Origin of the sequence: Tardiphaga sp., from assembly GCF_044340795.1 — a bacterium.
Taxonomy (GTDB): Bacteria; Pseudomonadota; Alphaproteobacteria; order Rhizobiales; family Xanthobacteraceae; genus Tardiphaga.
Window position 1 is genome coordinate 1 of sequence record NZ_JBIISY010000124.1, and the last position, 16,988, is coordinate 16,988.

24 protein-coding genes are annotated in these 16,988 nt (G+C 59.3%); 23 read left to right on the top strand and 1 reads right to left on the bottom strand.

Annotated features, from left to right (window positions below):
* From ACIQ17_RS19430 to ACIQ17_RS19540, 23 genes are all read left to right on the top strand, one after another.
* On the top strand, positions 1 to 1,253 hold a 1,253-nt coding region (locus tag ACIQ17_RS19430; protein ID WP_398470707.1), incomplete at its 5' end, for a DUF4055 domain-containing protein.
* On the top strand, positions 1,216 to 2,238 hold the full coding sequence (locus tag ACIQ17_RS19435) for a hypothetical protein (RefSeq protein WP_398470708.1): 1,023 nt from the start codon (positions 1,216 to 1,218) through the stop codon (positions 2,236 to 2,238). The genes ACIQ17_RS19430 and ACIQ17_RS19435, both read left to right, overlap by 38 nt.
* A gap of 85 nt (positions 2,239 to 2,323) precedes the next feature.
* The gene (locus ACIQ17_RS19440; protein WP_398470709.1) at positions 2,324 to 2,995 is read left to right on the top strand and encodes a hypothetical protein; all 672 of its coding nucleotides are present in this window, start codon (positions 2,324 to 2,326) and stop codon (positions 2,993 to 2,995) included.
* Positions 2,992 to 3,966, top strand: a complete 975-nt coding sequence (locus tag ACIQ17_RS19445) for a major capsid protein (RefSeq protein ID WP_398470710.1) — start codon at positions 2,992 to 2,994, stop codon at positions 3,964 to 3,966. Before ACIQ17_RS19440 ends, ACIQ17_RS19445 begins: the two co-directional genes overlap by 4 nt.
* Before the next feature lie 11 nt (positions 3,967 to 3,977).
* Positions 3,978 to 4,415 carry a hypothetical protein gene (locus ACIQ17_RS19450; RefSeq protein ID WP_398470711.1) on the top strand — a complete coding sequence of 146 codons (438 nt, stop codon included), beginning with the start codon at positions 3,978 to 3,980 and terminating at the stop codon, positions 4,413 to 4,415.
* Positions 4,415 to 4,897, top strand: a complete 483-nt coding sequence (locus ACIQ17_RS19455) for a DnaT-like ssDNA-binding protein (protein ID WP_398470712.1) — start codon at positions 4,415 to 4,417, stop codon at positions 4,895 to 4,897. Before ACIQ17_RS19450 ends, ACIQ17_RS19455 begins: the two co-directional genes overlap by 1 nt.
* Positions 4,894 to 5,280: a hypothetical protein gene (locus ACIQ17_RS19460; protein ID WP_398470713.1), complete on the top strand. Its 387-nt coding sequence runs from the start codon at positions 4,894 to 4,896 to the stop codon at positions 5,278 to 5,280. Before ACIQ17_RS19455 ends, ACIQ17_RS19460 begins: the two co-directional genes overlap by 4 nt.
* Positions 5,277 to 5,708, top strand: a complete 432-nt coding sequence (locus ACIQ17_RS19465; RefSeq protein ID WP_398470714.1) for a hypothetical protein — start codon at positions 5,277 to 5,279, stop codon at positions 5,706 to 5,708. The genes ACIQ17_RS19460 and ACIQ17_RS19465 overlap by 4 nt, the downstream gene beginning before the upstream one ends.
* A complete protein-coding gene (locus tag ACIQ17_RS19470) occupies positions 5,701 to 6,102 on the top strand; it encodes a DUF3168 domain-containing protein (RefSeq protein ID WP_398470715.1) in 402 nt (133 codons plus the stop codon). Before ACIQ17_RS19465 ends, ACIQ17_RS19470 begins: the two co-directional genes overlap by 8 nt.
* Before the next feature lie 56 nt (positions 6,103 to 6,158).
* Complete coding sequence (locus ACIQ17_RS19475; protein WP_398470716.1) at positions 6,159 to 6,587, top strand: phage tail tube protein; 429 nt, start codon at positions 6,159 to 6,161, stop codon at positions 6,585 to 6,587.
* 3 nt (positions 6,588 to 6,590) lie between these two features.
* Positions 6,591 to 7,004 (top strand): hypothetical protein, encoded by a 414-nt coding sequence (locus ACIQ17_RS19480; RefSeq protein ID WP_398470717.1) that lies wholly within the window; start codon positions 6,591 to 6,593, stop codon positions 7,002 to 7,004.
* Entirely contained in the window at positions 7,004 to 7,348 is a 345-nt protein-coding gene (locus ACIQ17_RS19485; protein WP_398470718.1) for a GTA-gp10 family protein, read from the top strand. The genes ACIQ17_RS19480 and ACIQ17_RS19485 overlap by 1 nt, the downstream gene beginning before the upstream one ends.
* Before the next feature lie 210 nt (positions 7,349 to 7,558).
* Positions 7,559 to 9,499, top strand: a complete 1,941-nt coding sequence (locus tag ACIQ17_RS19490) for a tape measure protein (RefSeq protein WP_398470719.1) — start codon at positions 7,559 to 7,561, stop codon at positions 9,497 to 9,499.
* Complete coding sequence (locus ACIQ17_RS19495; protein ID WP_398470720.1) at positions 9,496 to 10,248, top strand: hypothetical protein; 753 nt, start codon at positions 9,496 to 9,498, stop codon at positions 10,246 to 10,248. Before ACIQ17_RS19490 ends, ACIQ17_RS19495 begins: the two co-directional genes overlap by 4 nt.
* On the top strand, positions 10,245 to 11,984 hold the full coding sequence (locus ACIQ17_RS19500; RefSeq protein WP_398470721.1) for a hypothetical protein: 1,740 nt from the start codon (positions 10,245 to 10,247) through the stop codon (positions 11,982 to 11,984). The genes ACIQ17_RS19495 and ACIQ17_RS19500 overlap by 4 nt, the downstream gene beginning before the upstream one ends.
* Before the next feature lie 54 nt (positions 11,985 to 12,038).
* Positions 12,039 to 12,599: a hypothetical protein gene (locus ACIQ17_RS19505; RefSeq protein ID WP_398470722.1), complete on the top strand. Its 561-nt coding sequence runs from the start codon at positions 12,039 to 12,041 to the stop codon at positions 12,597 to 12,599.
* A gap of 50 nt (positions 12,600 to 12,649) precedes the next feature.
* On the top strand, positions 12,650 to 13,018 hold the full coding sequence (locus ACIQ17_RS19510) for a hypothetical protein (protein ID WP_398470723.1): 369 nt from the start codon (positions 12,650 to 12,652) through the stop codon (positions 13,016 to 13,018).
* 60 nt (positions 13,019 to 13,078) lie between these two features.
* Entirely contained in the window at positions 13,079 to 14,638 is a 1,560-nt protein-coding gene (locus tag ACIQ17_RS19515) for a hypothetical protein (protein ID WP_398470724.1), read from the top strand.
* Complete coding sequence (locus ACIQ17_RS19520) at positions 14,631 to 14,900, top strand: hypothetical protein (protein ID WP_398470725.1); 270 nt, start codon at positions 14,631 to 14,633, stop codon at positions 14,898 to 14,900. The genes ACIQ17_RS19515 and ACIQ17_RS19520 overlap by 8 nt, the downstream gene beginning before the upstream one ends.
* Entirely contained in the window at positions 14,897 to 15,304 is a 408-nt protein-coding gene (locus ACIQ17_RS19525) for a DUF5675 family protein (RefSeq protein WP_398470726.1), read from the top strand. The genes ACIQ17_RS19520 and ACIQ17_RS19525 overlap by 4 nt, the downstream gene beginning before the upstream one ends.
* 132 nt (positions 15,305 to 15,436) lie before the next feature.
* Positions 15,437 to 15,637, top strand: a complete 201-nt coding sequence (locus ACIQ17_RS19530) for a hypothetical protein (protein WP_398470727.1) — start codon at positions 15,437 to 15,439, stop codon at positions 15,635 to 15,637.
* Positions 15,638 to 15,960: 323 nt separating this feature from the next.
* Positions 15,961 to 16,122, top strand: coding sequence for a hypothetical protein (locus ACIQ17_RS19535; RefSeq protein WP_398470728.1), 162 nt, complete (start codon positions 15,961 to 15,963; stop codon positions 16,120 to 16,122).
* Positions 16,123 to 16,167: 45 nt separating this feature from the next.
* Entirely contained in the window at positions 16,168 to 16,353 is a 186-nt protein-coding gene (locus tag ACIQ17_RS19540) for a hypothetical protein (protein ID WP_398470729.1), read from the top strand.
* Between the two features lie 26 nt (positions 16,354 to 16,379).
* On the opposite strand, the gene ACIQ17_RS19545 is transcribed toward ACIQ17_RS19540, so the two are convergent.
* Positions 16,380 to 16,988, bottom strand: a 609-nt coding sequence (locus ACIQ17_RS19545; RefSeq protein ID WP_398470730.1) for an ArdC family protein, incomplete at its 5' end; no start/stop codon positions are given.

Below are 16,988 nucleotides of genomic sequence, written 5' to 3' on the forward strand. Positions count from 1 at the left end.
TTCGCAAAGACCCTACCTTTGAGAAGGACGAGGGGATTAAAGACATTCTTAAGGATGTCACCCTGAGCGGCGTCCCGTTCAACGCCTTCGCTGAAGATGTGCTGCGTGAAGCATTGATTGAGAACCGGGCGGGCGTCCTGGTTGATTTTCCGACTGTTCAGAAGCAAGAGGGCGAGGTCATCACCCTTGATGTCGCCGCTCGTAAGGGCTTGCGTGTCTACGCAACGAAGTATGTCGCCGAGAGCATCATCAACTGGCGGACGGAACAGGTGGGCGGCAAGACCGTGCTGAGCATGGTCGTCCTGCAGGAAGAGCACCGTGAGATCGACCCGAAGAATGCCTTCGCCTTTAAATGCTCCCCTCAATTCCGGGTACTGCTGCTCGATGGCGGCAAGTATCGTCAGGAGATCTGGCGCAACGTGGAGAAGAAGGAAAATCGTGGCAAGAAGGGCACAGTGGCCCTGACCAAAGTTGCCGATTACTTCCCTTTGAAGAACGGAGCTCCGCTCGATTACATCCCGTTCGTGTTCTTCGGTGCCAAGGGGAATGACACCTGCGTTGAAGACCCGCTCCTGTATGACCTCGCCATGGTCAACCTGGCCCATTACCGGAACGACGCTGACCTTGAGCACGGCCTGCACTTCACCGGGCTTCCCACGCCTGTTGTGACCGGCATCTCGAACACCAACGACACCTACCGCATCGGTTCGTGTGTCGCTTGGGGCTTTGAGAATCCCGAGGCAAACGCCTTCTACCTGGAATTCAAAGGCGAGGGCCTCGGCCAGCTCCGCACCGGGAAAAAGGACAAGGAAGAGCAGATGGCCGCGCTCGGCGCCCGCATGCTCTCTCCGGAGAAGAAGGACGCCGAATCCGCCGATGCTTTGGCCCAGAAGCGTCAGGGCGAGAACAGCGCCCTTGGTGGCCTGGCCAATTCCTGCGCCCGCAGTTTCTCCCTCGTCCTGACCATGATGGCCGATTGGGCGGGCAAGGCAGCCGATGTGGTCGTCAAGCTGAACACCGATTACATCCCAGCCGCGATGCCGCCCGAACAAATCCGCGCCCTCCTGGAAGCCGTGGTATCCGGCAACATGAGCAAGGAGACCTTCTTTGAGGCGATGGTGAAGGGCGAGGTTATCGCTCCGGGCCGCACCTATGAGGAGGAGCAGTCCCGCATTGCTGAAGACGTCGCCAGCAACCCAAATCCGCAACCCTTAGATGACGACGAACAGCCGCCTCGCAGAGAAGCTGCGTAGACGGCAGCTCTACCTGTTACGCCATCAGGCGTCTTTTCGTGCTGAGATAGACCGCTACCTCACCAGCCTCGGCAAGGCCATCGCCGCCAACATCGTCACCGTGTCTCCATCGGAACCAGCGCGTGAGGCTTACCGTACCCAACGGGTGGACAGGCTCATTGAGGAGGTCTCTGCCACCATCGCTGGCACGTATCGGAACATCAACCGGTTCAGCCTGAGCGAGCTGTCGGGGTTGGCTGAGGTGGAATCCCTGTTCTTGCTGAACTCAATCAACGAGCTGCTTGACCGCCGCCTTACCAATATCGCCCTTGATCCGTCAGATGCGGTTGTCCTCGTCAAGTCCACGCTGATGACCGGAGCGCCCCTGAAAGACTGGTGGGCCACACAATCCGCCGCGACACAGACACGGTTCGCCCAGGAGATGCGCATGGGCATCCTCAGCGGGGCCAGCGATGCGGAGCTTATCGCCCGCGTCCGCGGCACGCCCCGGATGAATTACACCGATGGCATGATGGAGGCATCCAAACGCAAAGCCCGTATCCTCGTCCGTGGTGCCAGCAGTGCCGTCGTCGGCGCCCAGCGTGCCAAAAGCGTTGCCGACAATCCCGACATCTTCAACGCCGTCCAGCAAATCAGCGTGCTCGATGGCCGAACCTCGCCCATCTGCATCGCCTGTGCCGGTAAGTGCTGGCGCGTGCCTGGCTACAAGCCGATTGGCCACGCCATTTCCTACAACGGCGGCTGTCCGCGCCACCCCAACTGCCGCTCGGTCATCATCCCCGTCATCCGTGAGGAGCTGGGAGGAGGGCCGGCTGAGGATGTGAGCTTCGATGCGTTCTTGGCCGAACAGCCCGCCTCGATTGTTGATGAGCTTCTAGGGCGCGGTCGGGCGCAGCTCTACCGGGATGGGAAGATCACTCTATCCGATCTGGTCGATCAGCACGCGCGACCTCTCACACTGGAAGAGCTTCGCAAAATCAGTTGACGAGATTCATGGGTCGCTCCCATGATTCTGCATCGGTAGACCTTTTTGGGAAAGGAGCTGAGTAAACAAGTCGGGGACTTGATGAGTGAGCGATATCAATTTGGAAGCACCAGAGGTCAAGGCGGCAATCGCTGCTGAGGCGAAGAAGCTGGCAGATGCTGAAGTAGCGGGCCTTAAAACCAATCGAGACGAACTTCTCGACGAGGTGAAAGGCCTGAAGAAGAGATACGAAGGCATCGATCCGAAAGAATACGCAGACCTCAAAGCTGCGAAGCGTGATGCGGATGATAAAGACGGTGACCCCGTCAAACTCCGTGAGCGCATCGAAGGCGAGTGGGCTCCCAAGCTCACCAAAGCAGAGCAAGAGCGTGATGAGGCTCTTGGTAAGCTCAACAGCACCATCATCGAAAACCAGCTCACCTCCGCGCTCGCTGAGGCAGGGGTGGCAAAGGAATTCTTGCGCGTTGTGAAGGCAGACTTCTCTTCCAACCGCAAAGTGGAAGTCAAAGGTGACGGGGTCACGGTTGACGGCAAGCCCGTGGAGGACTTCGTGAAAGCGTGGTCCACCGACGAAGGGAAGTCCTTCATCGCAGCACCGAATAACAACGGTGGCGGCGGCAAGGGCGGCAACGGCGGCGGGGCCGCTGGCGACAAGAAACTGTCAGAAATGACGAGGGATGAGAAGGCGGCTCTCCAAAAGGAGATCGGCCTCAAAGCCTTCAAAGAAAAGGTCAACAATGAAAGACTGTCCAAGTGACTTCTTCCACCATCAACGACATGAAGTCGTATGACGAGCTGCTTGTCGGCTCCTACTACGAGCGCATCACTCAAAACATTGACGTACTGAACGAGGCTTCTGCAGGCACTCTGCGGATGGTCACCGACTTCGTCCAGGGCGATTTCGAGAAAGAGTCCTTCTTCAAGAACTTTAACGGTCTGAGCCGCCGTGATGACACCAGCCTCTCTGACGCGAATTCCGTTGGTATCAGCCAAGACGAAGACATCACCGTCAAACTGAAGCGAAAATTTCTCGTAGAGGCCACCCGCGACCAGTTCCGCAGCCTTGGCTACTCTATGGAGAAGTTCGCTCAGCTCTGCGGTGAGCAAATGGCCGATGAGACCAAGCAAGAAGCGCTTGAGCGTCTGATCGCCTCTCTCGACGCTGCTCTCAGCGCTGCCAACACCAACAACCTGAATGTATCGGGCGACGGCAATGGCGGAGGCATCACCCACCTGAACGTCAATAAGATGCTCGCGCTGATGGGGGACCGCTCCAGCGGCATCAAGGCGTTCGTGATGTCTGGCGCATGCTTCCACGCATGGGCTGGCAACATGCTCTCCGGCGTGGCTCCGCAGTTCAACGACTCCGGCATCAGCGTCTATAACGGCGGTGTGCCGACCCTGAGCCGTCCGGTAATCGTGACCGACAGCCCGACCCTCACTGGCGCAAACACCTACACCATTCTGGGCCTCCAAGAAGGTGCGGGTGAGGTGAAGATTTCCGAAGATCCGGATGTCGTCTTTGCCGACGTTACCGGCAAGGAGAACCTCATCAAGCGCTGCCAAGGTGAGGGCGCCTATAACCTGAGCCTTCGTGGGCACAAGTGGAACATCGCGGGCGGCGGCCGGAACCCCAGCAACGCTGCAGTTGCCACTGCCTCCAACTGGACCCGCAATGTTGCAAGTCACAAAGACCTTCCGGGCACCCGCCTGGTCGTCAGCCAGTAAGGAGGTGCACCATGAAAATCGGATTCTTCCATCATGGCGCATGCCCGACTGAGGACGTTGCTGTAAAACTGGCCGCGATGCGCGTTGCGATTTCTGGTCGTAACGCAACGCAGTTCTCCGCTTCTGACGGCGAACGCTTCGATGAGGTGCTCGTAGACGACGGCGGCAACACCGCCGCCATCCGCGAGTTCTACGAAGCGCAGGGCGTGCCGGTCTACCCCATCGAGGAATTCCTCAACGGTGAGATTCCCGCGGCAACCCCAGCGGCTGCGGAACAGCCCAACCTGGATGCAAAGCCCCAGCCGAAGCAGGCAGGCCGCAACCAAGGCGCCACCACTAAGCAGCCCAAGGCTCCAAAGCAGTCCAAGGCCGCTGAGGTAGAGGCTCCGGCAGCTGAGCCCGCCGCCCCGGTTGTGGGTGAAGCCTCCACCGCTCCGGCAGGTGAGTAATGCAGGTAGGCGTTGACGCGTACGCATCCATTGCGGAGGTCAGCGCCTATTTGTCTGCCCGTGGCTTAGACACGGCCTGGGATGCCGCCACCCAGGTTAAACAAGAGGCGGCCATTATTGAGGCCTCCAGCTTTCTCGATGCGTCCTTCACATGGACGGGACGTCTGCTCGATCCATCGCAGAAGCTGGGATGGCCACGCTACGAGGCATATGACGGCGAAGACCGTCCGCTTGAAGGCATCCCCAGCCAAGTTAAAGATGCCTGCGCCGAACTGGCAAACCTCGCCCTGGGCGGGCGTCTCATGCCCATGGCCATCGCCAGTGGCAGTACCGGCATCAAGCGCGAACGCATCGGTGACGTGGAGATCGAGTACGACAACGCCACCACAGCGGCGTCATACGGCTACGTGCAGCTCATGCTCCGGGGTCTGGGCGGTATGCGCTCGACCAACGCGGGCAACATGAAGCTCATCCGTGCATGAGTGGGATGAATGCCCGTCTCGCCGTTTCGCTGAATTCGTTGCTGTCCCGCGAGGGTTTCGATGCAACCCTGCAACAGAGGGCGCCGGAAACCGGTGGCGATTTTGAGCCAGAGACCCCGGCCCAAGGCTGGGTGGATCTCGCTACGGTGAAAGCCGTCTGGGACAATCCCCGCAACCAGGTGCTGGGGCTGAATGACAGCGGCGCTGCATCGATGGTGACCCGGCGTATGACCATTGCCTATCGGGATGACCTGAAAGCCCCTGAGAGCGCCGTTGAGCTGCGCGTGGTCGTGAACGGCCAAGCCAACAAGGTGCTCGGCATCTCCGAAATCGGGGAGAAGGTCGGCCTTCGGCTGATGCTCGATGCGGGGACGGAACGATGACCGTCCTCGGCGCCGACGCCCTAATGAGAAAGATTGCCGACATTCCGCGCCGGGAGCGCAAAGCCATCAAGGATGCGCTACTCGTGTCCGCGAATGAGATGAGCAATTTCTGGGTCGTCCGTATCCAGAAGAACAGCGGCACCGGTCGGAAATACAAGCGCGGCAAGCGCACCCACACAGCTTCATCTCCCGGAGAATACCCAAACGCGGACATGGGCGAACTGGTTGGGAAGCGCTTCGTAGATCCGCGAGGAGACTTGGCCGTCGCGTGGGGGACATCGGCAAAGCACGCGCTGCCGCTTGAGGTCGGGACGAGCAAGATGGCAGCACGTCCGCACATGCGCCCAACATTCAACGCACTGCGGGCAAGGGCATCCGCCCGCGTCCTGGCGGCAGTGAACGAGGCTCTGAGGGCTGCCCGTGGATAGCGCCGCCGCACTCCTCACCGCCGTCCAGGCTCTGCTGAAGGCAAACGCGCCGCTAACCGATCTCGTTGGTCAGCGCGTCTACGGCAAGGTGCCGGCAGATGTGACCTATCCCTACGTTTACATCAGCTGCACCAGCGCACCGGACTCGACCGACGACACAGAGGACATGGAGCATACGCTGCGTGTCCAAGGGTTCTCCCGTGAGACAAAGCCGGGCACTGCACTGGCCATCCGTAAGCTCGTCTATGCCGCTCTGAATCGCAAAGAAGATGCGCTCGTCCTGAGCGACGGTGAGGTCGTCATGATTGAGCATGAGGGCATCACCGAATGCTTCCCTGAACCTGATGGCCGCACCACGCAGTCCATCATCGAGTTCAAGGTGAAAGTGAATTGAGTTGCACGCTGAATCATCTCGTGTGCAGAATCCATCAATAACGAAAGGGTAAATCCTTGGCTGCAAAGAATGGCCGCCTGCTTCTTATCGAAGTGGAATCCGCACCAGGCAATGGCGTCTTCGTCCCCGTGGGCGGTCTTCGCACGAAGAGCCTGAAGATCAACAACGAGTTGGTAGACATCACCACCGACGATAGCTCCGGTGTTCGTGAGCTTCTCGATGGCGGCGGCGTGAACAGCATGGAAGCTTCTGGCTCCGGCATCACCAAGGACACACTCGGTTTCGACATTCTCCGTGAGGCTGCCGAGAACAACGAGCAGATCAACTGCCGCGTCACCATCCCCGGTGACACCTACAGCCGCGTTTACACCGGCCCGTGGTTGCCGAGCGAGGTGGAGCAGACCGGAGAATATAAGGACTCCGTGCAGTTCAAGGCGACCCTCGCCAGCGCCGGGGCCATCACCAAAACAAGAATTGGAGCTTAATCCATGAAGAAGTTTCTTCTCGCCACAACCGCGTTGATCGCAACGTGCGCCGTAGCTCAGGCACAGGTTGCCACGGTCAGCACCACCAACGCTGCGATCACGGGCGTCAATGCGAATACCGGTCTTCAGAACGCGACTGGCGTGACCTATTTCGACAACGACGGCAAAACCCTGCTTATGCTGCGGAACAACAGCGCCGCCGCCATCACCGCGACCGCAGTGAACCAGCAGTCTCAGATCTGCAAGGACGGCTATGGCTGCGTTCCGCTGTCCAATGTCAGCTTCACCGTGCCGAGCGGCACAACCGTCCTGGCCGGGCCTTTCCCGACCGGCCGATGGAATACGACCAAGGGCACGGTGGGCGTGTCCCTGTCCACACCGACCGGTGTGAGCGCAACAGGTCTTCGGGTGCAGTAATGGCAGACCGGACGCGCAATGAGATTGACTTCGTCGTAGGCGAGAACACCCGCGTGATGCGGGCGACCGTCGATGCCATGTTGGCCATCGAGGGTGAGCTGGGCAAGAGCTTGATGCGCGTTGTGCAAGAGTTCACCCAGGTCGATTACGGCATGAGGACTCTAACTTCGGTGATCTTCCATGGGCTCAAGGGCGGCGAAAACAAAGTTAGTCCGAAGGAAGTGGCCGAAGACATCTTGGCCATCGGAACTGACCAAGCGGCTTACTTCGCTATGAAATTCCTGAACGTCGCTATGAATGGTCAAACGTTGGGAAAGCCGGAGGAGGCAGCGGCGAGCCTCTAGAAGAGCTGCCTTGGGACAACATCTTCAGCACCGCCCTCGGCGTGTTGAAATGGAGCCCTGAAACGCTCCGAAGGGCCACGATGTACGAGTACACCTCGGCGATGAAGGGGCACCTGATATCCCAAGGCGTAACCGGCAACGAGACGCCTTCTGTGGCTGAGGTGGACGACGCCTGGGCCGAGCATAAGAAACGAATGAAAGCTTCGGGGATTGGCAACTAGAACGGACGAGCTGATTGTCCTTCTCCGAGCGGATATCAAAGGCCTGGAGGCCTCTCTTCAGTCTGCCAACCGGCAGATCTCCAGTTTCAGGAAGAATGCTGACAGCGAGACGATGCAGTTGGAGCGTTCGCTCCAGCGGGTGACCGCCCGCATCATTACGATGGCAGGGGCCTATGCGGCCTTCCGAGTCGGGAAGGGCATCGTGGACGCCGCCGTCCAGATGCAGGCTCTTGAATCCAAGATGCTGGCGGCGACGGGTAGCGCCGAGATCGCCGCCGCCGCCATGCAGTATGTCCGCGATACTGCACAACGGTTGGGTCTCGACGTCAGATCCACGGCCGATGGTTTCGCTAGCTTTTCCGCCTCCGCGCTGCGTGCCGGCCTCACGTTCCAGGAGACGAAGGACATCTTCACGGGTGTCAGCGAAGCCGCAACGGCAATGCGCCTGTCCAATGAGCGTACCCAGCTTGTCTTCATGGCTCTCGGCCAGATGGCCAGTAAGGGCACGGTCAGCATGGAAGAGCTTCGCCAGCAGCTCGGTGAAAGCCTTCCCGGCGCCCTGCAGATCTTCGCCAAGGCGATGGGCAAGCCGAACGACGAATTCATCAAGATGGTGGAGAACGGGCAGGTTACGACCCGCGACCTCATCAAATTCGGTGCCGCACTAAAGACGGAATTCGCTGGAGCAGCCTCACAAGCCGCAGACAGCGCTCAGGCGTCGTTTAACCGCTTTGGCAACGCCTGGCTCGACCTAAGCAACAAAATGGCCAACAACGGCTTTCTGGACGCCGTCACCGACGCCACCAAACGTCTTACCGATCAACTCGGCGATCCGGCGACACAGGAGGGCTTAACCGCCTTTGCCAAGCTCCTTGGCGACATTGCCCAAGGTGCCGTCACCGCCGCCAGTGCTCTCGGGAAGCTCTATGGCGCCGGAACCCGAGCAATCGAACTGATCGGCGATACCGCGTTCAGTACCCTTTTCGGTGAGGAGGGGGTAGCTGCCCTAAACCGGGCTCGCATGGAGCGGCGTGGCTTCGGTAATAGCGCCGGAGACTCAGCGTACACCGGCAACGCCACACTTGATGCCATGCTTGCCCAGGCTGAAGCCGGGATGAAGGCGAACGCCAGCAATGCCACTGGCGACTACACCCTGAATCCTGACGCGAAGAACGGCGGAGAAACGGCAGCACAGAAGGCGCTTCGAGAACGGTTGGCTCGCCAACGGGAGCAGCTTCGCAACCGGGTGGACGGCATCCGCCGCAACAACGCCGGAGAAACCGACCCCGGCAAACAGGCTGCCCTTGAGTATGCGGCTCAGCAGAAGGAGCTGGAGAAGGCGCTCAAGGCAAAGGCCATTTCTGAGCAGGAGTACCGTGACGCCTCCCTTGAGGCCGAGATTGCCTACCAGTCGAAGCTTACGGACGTCCGTCAGAAGGCCAGCGATCTTGAGGTGGATATGCGGGAGCGGACCTTCAACTCCATCGCGGGCCTCATGCAGGTCTTTGCCGGGAAGAACAAGGCCATCGCCATCGCCATGCTCGCCTTCGACAAGGCGCGGGCGATTTCTCAGGCGATCATGGAAACCCATGTCGCCGCCGCCGCCGCGCTCAAATACGACCCGACTGGAGCGACATCGGCACGCGTCACCACTCTGGGATATATGAACGTGGCCGCCATCGCCGCCACGGGCATCGCCCAGCTTGCCACGATGGGCGGAGGTGGGGGCGGCTCATCCGTTTCGGCGGGGAGTTACAACTCCGGCTCCAGTGACTACGACAGCCAGACGTCCTCCAGCCCCAGCCGGTCGCGCACCTATTTCATCGACCTCGGTAAGAAGACGATCTTCTCTCAAAACGACATCCGCAATCTTCTGGAACAGATGCAGGAGACGATTGATGACGGCACATCGTTCGTGGTGAGCCGATGAAGACCCGTATCGGCTACGATAATCTGCTTGAAAAGGGGGTGGTGGCCGCCTCCAGCCAGGACGCCGCGAACCCGGTGGAGAACTGCTTCGACTGGAATACGGCGGATTGGTTCAAGTCGGCAGCGGGCGGCACCATCAACCTCGAACTCACCCTCGCTACGGCGGGGGCGGCGGATTACCTCGCGTTCTACGGCCATAACCTGCCTTCGGTCGCGGGCACCATCAAGCTGCAGTATGACCTTGGCGCCGGGTACGTGGACGCTACGGCGACCATCACACCGACTGATACGAAGCCCGTTATGGTGTTCTTCGGTTCTCAATCCGCCACAAATTGGCGCGTGGTCATCACCGCCAGTGCGGCAATCACACTCGGCGTCCTCTCCTTCGGAACGGCCCTCGTGCTGCCTCGTGGCATGTATCTGGGCTGGACGCCGCCACGCCTGGCCCGCGCAACCCGACTGGTCAACAGCGTGTCAGAGGGCGGAGCCTTCCTCGGCCGCAGTAGGATCTCGACCGGGGTTATGACGTCTCTGAACCTGAACAACGCCCCTGATGCCTGGGTAGATGCCAATTGGCCTGCTTTCGTCCTGCACGCCGAATCCAAGTCCTTCTTCTTCGTGCCGGATGCTCTCGGCCATCCCGCCGATGTGGCGCTGTGCTGGGTTGACGGGGAGCAGATGCCGCCGCCGTCTCATGTCCACTTTGGCTACATGGGCGCCAGCATCCCGATTGCCGGGGTGATCGAATGACGTTTGAGACCGAACGCAAGAAGCTTGGCCGCCGCCCCATCGTGATCGTGGAGGCGGATCTGGACGCCTGTGCCAATACCTACGGCGTGGCCCCATGCACTGCGGAAGTCGGTGAGACGGGCTCGCAGAAATGCTTCAACTGCTTCAAGACCTGCCAAGACCCGGAGAATTTCGCCAAAACGACGAAGACTTATCGCTTCTGCTCCAACACCGACGCACGGCCCATCGGGGAGACGATGTTTCCCTGCGTCACCGGGGTAGATAAAGCTCCCACTCAGCTCGATCCCAAGGGCCTGTCGGTGAACTCCTCCGTCACCGTGAACCTGTCGGACTTTCCCCACCATGATCGGGGGATTGACCCGTACGTGGCTGAACGGCCGGAGCCGACCCAAGGGACGTTTTTTGGCAAACTGCGTGCGCGCAACCCCTACATCGTCAATCGCAAGCTGCGGGTCCTGGAAGGATATGTGGACGACGCCCGCCAGCTCCACACGAAGACCCGAACATATTTCTTCGACCGGATGGAAGGCCCGGATGCCGGCGGCAATGTCCGTTTCATCGGCAAAGGCCTCCTGAAGTTCACCGACGACGACAAGGCGCAGATCCCGGCCCAAAGCCGAGGGAAGGTGAAGGCCGCCATCACAAACACGGGGCTCTCGCTCACGCTGGAGCCCGCGGGGATTGGGGCGGAGTATGCCAACAGCGGCAAGCTGCGAATCGACGATGAGATCATCACTTATTCGTCCCGGTCGGGTGACACCTTCACCCTAAGCGCCCGAGGAAGCGACAACACGGTCGCCGATGCCCACGATGTTGATGCATCCGTGCAACAGTGCGTCCAGTATAGTGGGGCGACCGTTCCTGACGTTCTGTATGACATGCTCGTCACCTACGCCAAGGTCGATCCTGCCTTCATCGACAAGGCCTCATGGGATGACGAGGCGACGACCTGGCTAGGCACGTTCCTTATCGACACCGTCCTCACCGAGCCGACCGGCGTGAAGGAGATGATGAGGGAACTGCTGCAAAGCTGCGGCGCTGCGGTGTGGTGGGATGAGGTTGCGGCACAGGTGCGCCTCAAGGTCATGGTGCCTTTCCAGACGACTGGAACAATCATGGCTGTGAACGAGACGAGCCATATTCTTAGAGACTCCGTTAGCGTTCGTGACCTTGAAAAGGAGCGCATCAGCCGAGTTGTCATCCACTTCGATTGCACCGATTTCCTCTCAAAACCCGAAAAGGCGACGTGCCTGCAAACGCAGGTCTCCATCCAAACCGTCGAAGAGAGCGAAGACGCTTACGGCGTTCCTGTCACGCTGGAGTTCGCCACGCGTTGGATCACCAGCCAGACCGTGGCGGAGGAGGTGGCAACCCGCCTGCTGACCCGCTACGCGCAGACACCGCGGGAGGTAACGTTTAGCCTGGACGCGAAAGATTCAGATCTCGGTGTCGGCGATCTTCTCGATATGGAGACGCGTCAGGTGCAGTCCATCTACGGCAAGGCCGAAAATCTTAGATATGTCATCACCGAAGACCGCGACATCGAGCCGGGGAGCCATTTCCAATTTAAAGCCCTTCAGATCACGCAGACACGGGGGACACAGGCATATGTGTTTGCCGATGTGACGACGCCGGACTGGCTCGCCGCAAGTGACGATGAGAAGTTCAGATATTTTTTCATCAGCGACGACGACGGCTTGATGCCGGATGGCGCTCAAGGCGCAGTGTTTGTTTAGAGTTGCCGCTACTTGGTGGGTCTGTCATTCTGAAGGGCAAGGAAAGCTCGATGTTTGGCAACTTGGAATGATCTTCTCGACGCGGTTCTCGACGTAGGGAAACCGCTCACATACACCATCGCCCGCGTCTTTCGTGACAACCCAATAGCGATTGCCGAAGGAGCTTCTGGCGCCCCGCGCATCGTACCCGGCGCGCTGAATTTCCCCTATTTCCTCGCTACGCGCACGGCTGTGCAATCACCCTCCGGGGCGGGCTCTATCAAGATCCAAGCCAACACTGAGGTCTACGATCCCGACAACCTCTATGACAACGTGACGAACTATCGCTTCACGCCGAACAAGGCTGGTCTTTACCGAGTCTCGCTTTACATCGAAGCGGTTGTCGAAACAGGCGCTCCCGCCTTCCAGGCAGTCATCCAGAAAAATGGGACGTCAATCGGAGCCAATCGGTCGGCGACCGGGGGAGCCGGTGAGGTACAATCGGCAATCTGTGAAGTGATTGTGCAGATGAACGGCACGACAGATTACCTTGAGCCTTTCGTATTTTATGGCGTCAACACCGTTCATACGGTCAACAATGCCCGCTTCTTCGCACATGCCATCTGTGAAATCTAATTGTCAGCAACGGCGATGCGCGCTCTAATCAATCAACGAAAGATAACGGGATGAAACTCCGACTCCTTGCGGCGCTGTTGCTGCTTCCTCTCTCCGCATATGCGCAAGGCTACGGTTCCGGCGTGGATGGCCAAAGCGTTTTCCGCATCAGCGACACCATGGCGCCGCTCTCGGTCAGTGGATCTGCCGTCCGCAGTCCGGTCATTGCCAGCGACACGCGGGTTATCCGGGTAGTCTCAACCATTGACGCTCACATCGCCATCGGCGGGTCCAGCGTCACAGCGACGCCTTCCACAACGTTCCTTCCGGCCTATTCCGTGGAGTATTTCAAGCTCCCGCAGCTCTCGGCCGGAAGCTATCTCTCTGTCATTCGTGAAGCTGCGAACGGCACGCTCTACATTGACCGAATGAAGCCGTAGGCATTGGTACGCGCAGGCTTTCCCGGACGGATGGGGCCAGTAGGCTCACGACGCCGACGCATGGCATTGCCGTGGGAGCCTTCCCAAGAAGCCGCGATGTTCGATTATTTCGATTACCGGGACTTGCCAGATGGCGCTGTTGGCTCCTGGCAGGGACGAGGGAGTCTTCCGCGCACCTTAGCCAATGCGACGGGTACCGAGCAGCCAATCAAATCCGCAAGCGGCGTGCAGTTTGATGGAGTAGATGACCGTCTTATCAGCGGAATGCCAACGGTTGCATTCACAAAGGCTACCAAAGTTCCAGAGATCCCAATTGGAGGGACGCCGGGTGAGGGGTTCTCAAACAATGGCCTTTGCCGCGCCCCTGACGGCACATTCTGGATGACATCTGGTGGCAAGCCGAAGGCTGGAGGTCTACGCAATACAGCGCTTGTGCATCTTGCGGCCGATGGCGTCACCATCCTTCACTTTATCAATTTGCGGGATTTGTTTTTCGCCAAATACGGCATGTACCCGCTGATGGACGTCGCCGCCAAGGGCTGCGCCATCGACCTCCGCGATGACCCCCTCAATCCCGGTCACTACACGATATGGACGGTCATGGAAGGATCTTTGATGCACGTCGGCGGGCTGTTCACCACGCCGTACATCGCAGACGACACGATTCTCATGCAGCAGCTTGCCGACAGCATCGCCTACATGCCCGAATTCAATCGCTTGCTCGTCTATTATCAGACGGGCAGCACGCTCCGCCAGTTCAACCCGGATACTGGGGCGCAAACTCTTTCTGTGACTGTTGGTGGCCTGACCTATCCGGACCAGGTTGGATATGACCCGAACACTGGCGCGGCGCAGATCTGGTGCGGCGACAACAGTGGTGCTTGCACCGTGCAGAACGTCAACCCCTTCACGGGCATTCCTATCGGCACCGCCATCACGCTGCCCACGATGGACGGTGCCATCGAGCAGGGGGTGATCGTAGACAACAAGATGTGGGTGAACTGCAACGGCAACTACCACGACGCGCCGACGCCGATAAACCGGCTCATCGAATTCAACTACGGAAACAAGCTAGCGTCACCTGTTATCGAAGGGTGCGCTGTCTTCAAGGAAGCGACCGTAGCGGGCTCCGTAGACTTCCTGTTTGGTCCCGACCAAGCGGGGAAGTATTCAGGCTGGGCGCTGCAAACCGTCGCCTCAAACCTCGCAACAACGATGGGCGCGTACCTCAATCTCGGCCCCGGAGATAGCACGACGTATCGAGACGGCGGCGCCACGACGGGCGTTCCAACCCGCCTTAACGAGCATATCTGGTCTTGGCGCTTCGAGCCGGGTGTGAGCATCCAGGTCTGGTGTGACGGCGCGCTTGTGACCAACCTCACCGCGCCGCTAACGGCAAGCCGTGGCCCAGTGCATCACCATATTCTCCGCGTCTCTTACGCCCGTGAGAATGGCTACTTCACCTCCATCAACCTCAAGGCTCTAACGGTCTTCGGTCGTCAGGCCGGCTCGGATGCCACCATCCGTCAAAAGGCGGAGGGATACATGGCCCACCAGTTCGGCCTCACAGGAAACCTCCCGAGCAATCATCCCTACAAGAATGTCGCTCCGAATGCCTGACAATCTCGCCCCGCTGATGCAGATGATCTCCTCGAACTTCGAGCAGCTTCATAAGCGCTTGGACGTGATCGATGCGAAGAACGAGCAGCGCGATATGCGCGTGAACACCATGGACAAGGAGAACAAGGCGGAGATCGCCTCGATCCGCAAAGAGGTCGATGCTGTGAAAACGCTGTGGAAGGCTGCCTGTTGGGTGGGCGGGGGCATCGTGACGCTATTCAACATCGGCCCGGAGATCATGAAGCTGTTTCACAAAGCATGAAGCTCGTCCTTACCCGCCTTAGCATCCAGGGCAATGCCGTCATAGGCACGCTTGGGGTGCCGGGCATGCCGCTCCCACTTTGGACGCTCGAAGATCTGCCAAACGGCAACAAGCCCAACATCAGCTGCATCCCGGCCGACGATTACAAATGCCGCGAACACGGCTGGAACGGTGAGCCTGTCAAATTCAAGAAAGTCTGGGAGGTACGCAACGTGCCCGGCCGATCAGCAATCCTGTTCCACGCTGGCAACACCGAGGCCGACACGCGTGGTTGCATCCTCGTGGGCATGGGTGTGCAGCAGGGAAGGCTCCTTAGTAGCGCAGAGGCTATTGCACAGATGCGTTGGAAGATCGGAGCCAACGGTTTCGATTTACAGATTCGGAACTGTGTGCCAGCTTCGTGATGCCCGCCGCGCAGCTCCTGTTGTAAGCGCTGTTAGACGGGCTGCGTTGGTTGCCGGGGAGGGGTCCCCGGCTTTTTGTTTGACAAGCTTTGCTGTTGGACTCAGGCTTTTACCCAATGAAAGGGTAAGGCTGTGGTTGAAGCGTTTAAGGCTCTCTGGAGCATCATCAAGGGCAACGTCTGGAAGGTCGTCATCATCTTCATTCTGAGCGGCACCGCAGGCGTGCTTGGTCTGGTGCCCGGTACTGAGAACGTGAGCAACGTCATCGGTAGCCAGATCACCAACGTCAAAGAGTCGCTCGGCACTACTGCGAGCCCAACCATCGTCCAGTAATGCCCGCATGGCTATCCGCGCTGCTTGTTGCATTGTGGGAGCTGATAAAGCCCTGGCTTATGCCCACGGCAGCCGCTGCGGTCGGCTCGGAGCTGCAGAAGGGCAAGCAGGCGCAGGACACCCTCAAAGGGGTGCAAGATGCGGCTAAAGCTTCTGCTGACAATCGGCGCCTGCCTTATGATGAGCGCGTGCAGTTCCTCGAAAGGCGGGGCCGGGTGCGTGGCTTACGCAAGTAACGCCTTTACGGTAGATCTGGTCCGCGACACGTCCGAAACCGTTGCCGGGTTCTCGGATCTTGAGGCCGCGATGATGGGGGCCTGCGAGTGAGGCCGCTCACCGCCCTTTGTCTGCTTATCACCATCTGCTTCGGCATGATGGTCATGCAGCTCTTTACGACCATTCTGGCCTATATGGCCGCCGCTCTGCTCGTAGGCGGATTCATTCTTCTGTTCGTCAAAGGCGCCCGCAGCGGCAAACCGTCTTAGGAACAACCCTCCGCCTCCATCGTTGTCGGGGAAATGGAGGAACCCATGCTTACCGAAGAACAGCTTGCAGTCCTGCGGGATATCGACAACTCGGTCGCCTTTGATGACGCCGCCAAGGCCGATCAGCTCGTCTTGGAAGGCTATGCCGAAAAGGACGGCGATATCTACCAGCTTACGTCCAAAGGCGAGAAGAGCCTGCTGGACAACGGGGCTCTCGATCCTGGCGTATAAAAAGAGCCCCCAGCGGGGGCTCTGTCTCATTCGGCAGCCTGAAGCTGCTGTTTCGTTTGCAGGAAGTCCGCCGCCTTGCTGGCATGGCTCGCCGCGGTGAAGATCGCCCTGGTGTCGTTCTTGAAGATCTGCAGCCAGTTGGCGATGTAGGCGGATGAGCGAAACCCGGTAGGGATCTGCAAGGTTGCGCATACGAAAGCACTCCCCAACTCCGCCACCAGCTCCTCCGCCGCATAGGCTTGGTCTCCGAACCTCTTCCCCATCTCACGGGCGAGGCGGTCCTTGTGACCGGTCCAGTGCGTCCCCTCGTGCCACAGTGTCTGCCAGTAATCATCCTCAGTATCGAAGGACGCCACCGGCGGCATAACAACTCGGTCGAAGGTGCGGTTATAGGACGCGTCGTTGCCTCCGTGTGTGACCCTCATGCCAGTCCGCTCCAACAGGGCGCGGGCATCGGCATGGGTGGTCGCGACCGTCTTCTGCTCAAAGGCCGGCAGCTCGGGGAGGTTATCGAGCTGGGCGACGTTGAACACGGTGAAGACACGGGCGACGACATAGGCCTTGTCTTCCTCGTCGTCCCTCATCGGCTTGGCGAAGACTACGGGGGTTCCTTTCTCCCCGCGGCGAACATTCGC

Bases quoted from the DNA above. Each gene is read 5' to 3' on its own strand.
- ACIQ17_RS19480 (WP_398470717.1), top strand. From the start codon at position 6,591: ATGAAGAAGTTTCTTCTCGCCACAACCGCGTTGATCGCAACGTGCGCC.
- ACIQ17_RS19460 (WP_398470713.1), top strand. From the start codon at position 4,894: ATGAGTGGGATGAATGCCCGTCTCGCCGTTTCGCTGAATTCGTTGCTG.
- ACIQ17_RS19465 (WP_398470714.1), top strand. From the start codon at position 5,277: ATGACCGTCCTCGGCGCCGACGCCCTAATGAGAAAGATTGCCGACATT.
- ACIQ17_RS19435 (WP_398470708.1), top strand. From the start codon at position 1,216: ATGACGACGAACAGCCGCCTCGCAGAGAAGCTGCGTAGACGGCAGCTC.
- ACIQ17_RS19520 (WP_398470725.1), top strand. From the start codon at position 14,631: ATGCCTGACAATCTCGCCCCGCTGATGCAGATGATCTCCTCGAACTTC.
- ACIQ17_RS19540 (WP_398470729.1), top strand. From the start codon at position 16,168: ATGCTTACCGAAGAACAGCTTGCAGTCCTGCGGGATATCGACAACTCG.
- ACIQ17_RS19450 (WP_398470711.1), top strand. From the start codon at position 3,978: ATGAAAATCGGATTCTTCCATCATGGCGCATGCCCGACTGAGGACGTT.
- ACIQ17_RS19455 (WP_398470712.1), top strand. From the start codon at position 4,415: ATGCAGGTAGGCGTTGACGCGTACGCATCCATTGCGGAGGTCAGCGCC.
- ACIQ17_RS19485 (WP_398470718.1), top strand. From the start codon at position 7,004: ATGGCAGACCGGACGCGCAATGAGATTGACTTCGTCGTAGGCGAGAAC.
- ACIQ17_RS19510 (WP_398470723.1), top strand. From the start codon at position 12,650: ATGAAACTCCGACTCCTTGCGGCGCTGTTGCTGCTTCCTCTCTCCGCA.
- ACIQ17_RS19500 (WP_398470721.1), top strand. From the start codon at position 10,245: ATGACGTTTGAGACCGAACGCAAGAAGCTTGGCCGCCGCCCCATCGTG.
- ACIQ17_RS19525 (WP_398470726.1), top strand. From the start codon at position 14,897: ATGAAGCTCGTCCTTACCCGCCTTAGCATCCAGGGCAATGCCGTCATA.
- ACIQ17_RS19495 (WP_398470720.1), top strand. From the start codon at position 9,496: ATGAAGACCCGTATCGGCTACGATAATCTGCTTGAAAAGGGGGTGGTG.
- ACIQ17_RS19515 (WP_398470724.1), top strand. From the start codon at position 13,079: ATGGCATTGCCGTGGGAGCCTTCCCAAGAAGCCGCGATGTTCGATTAT.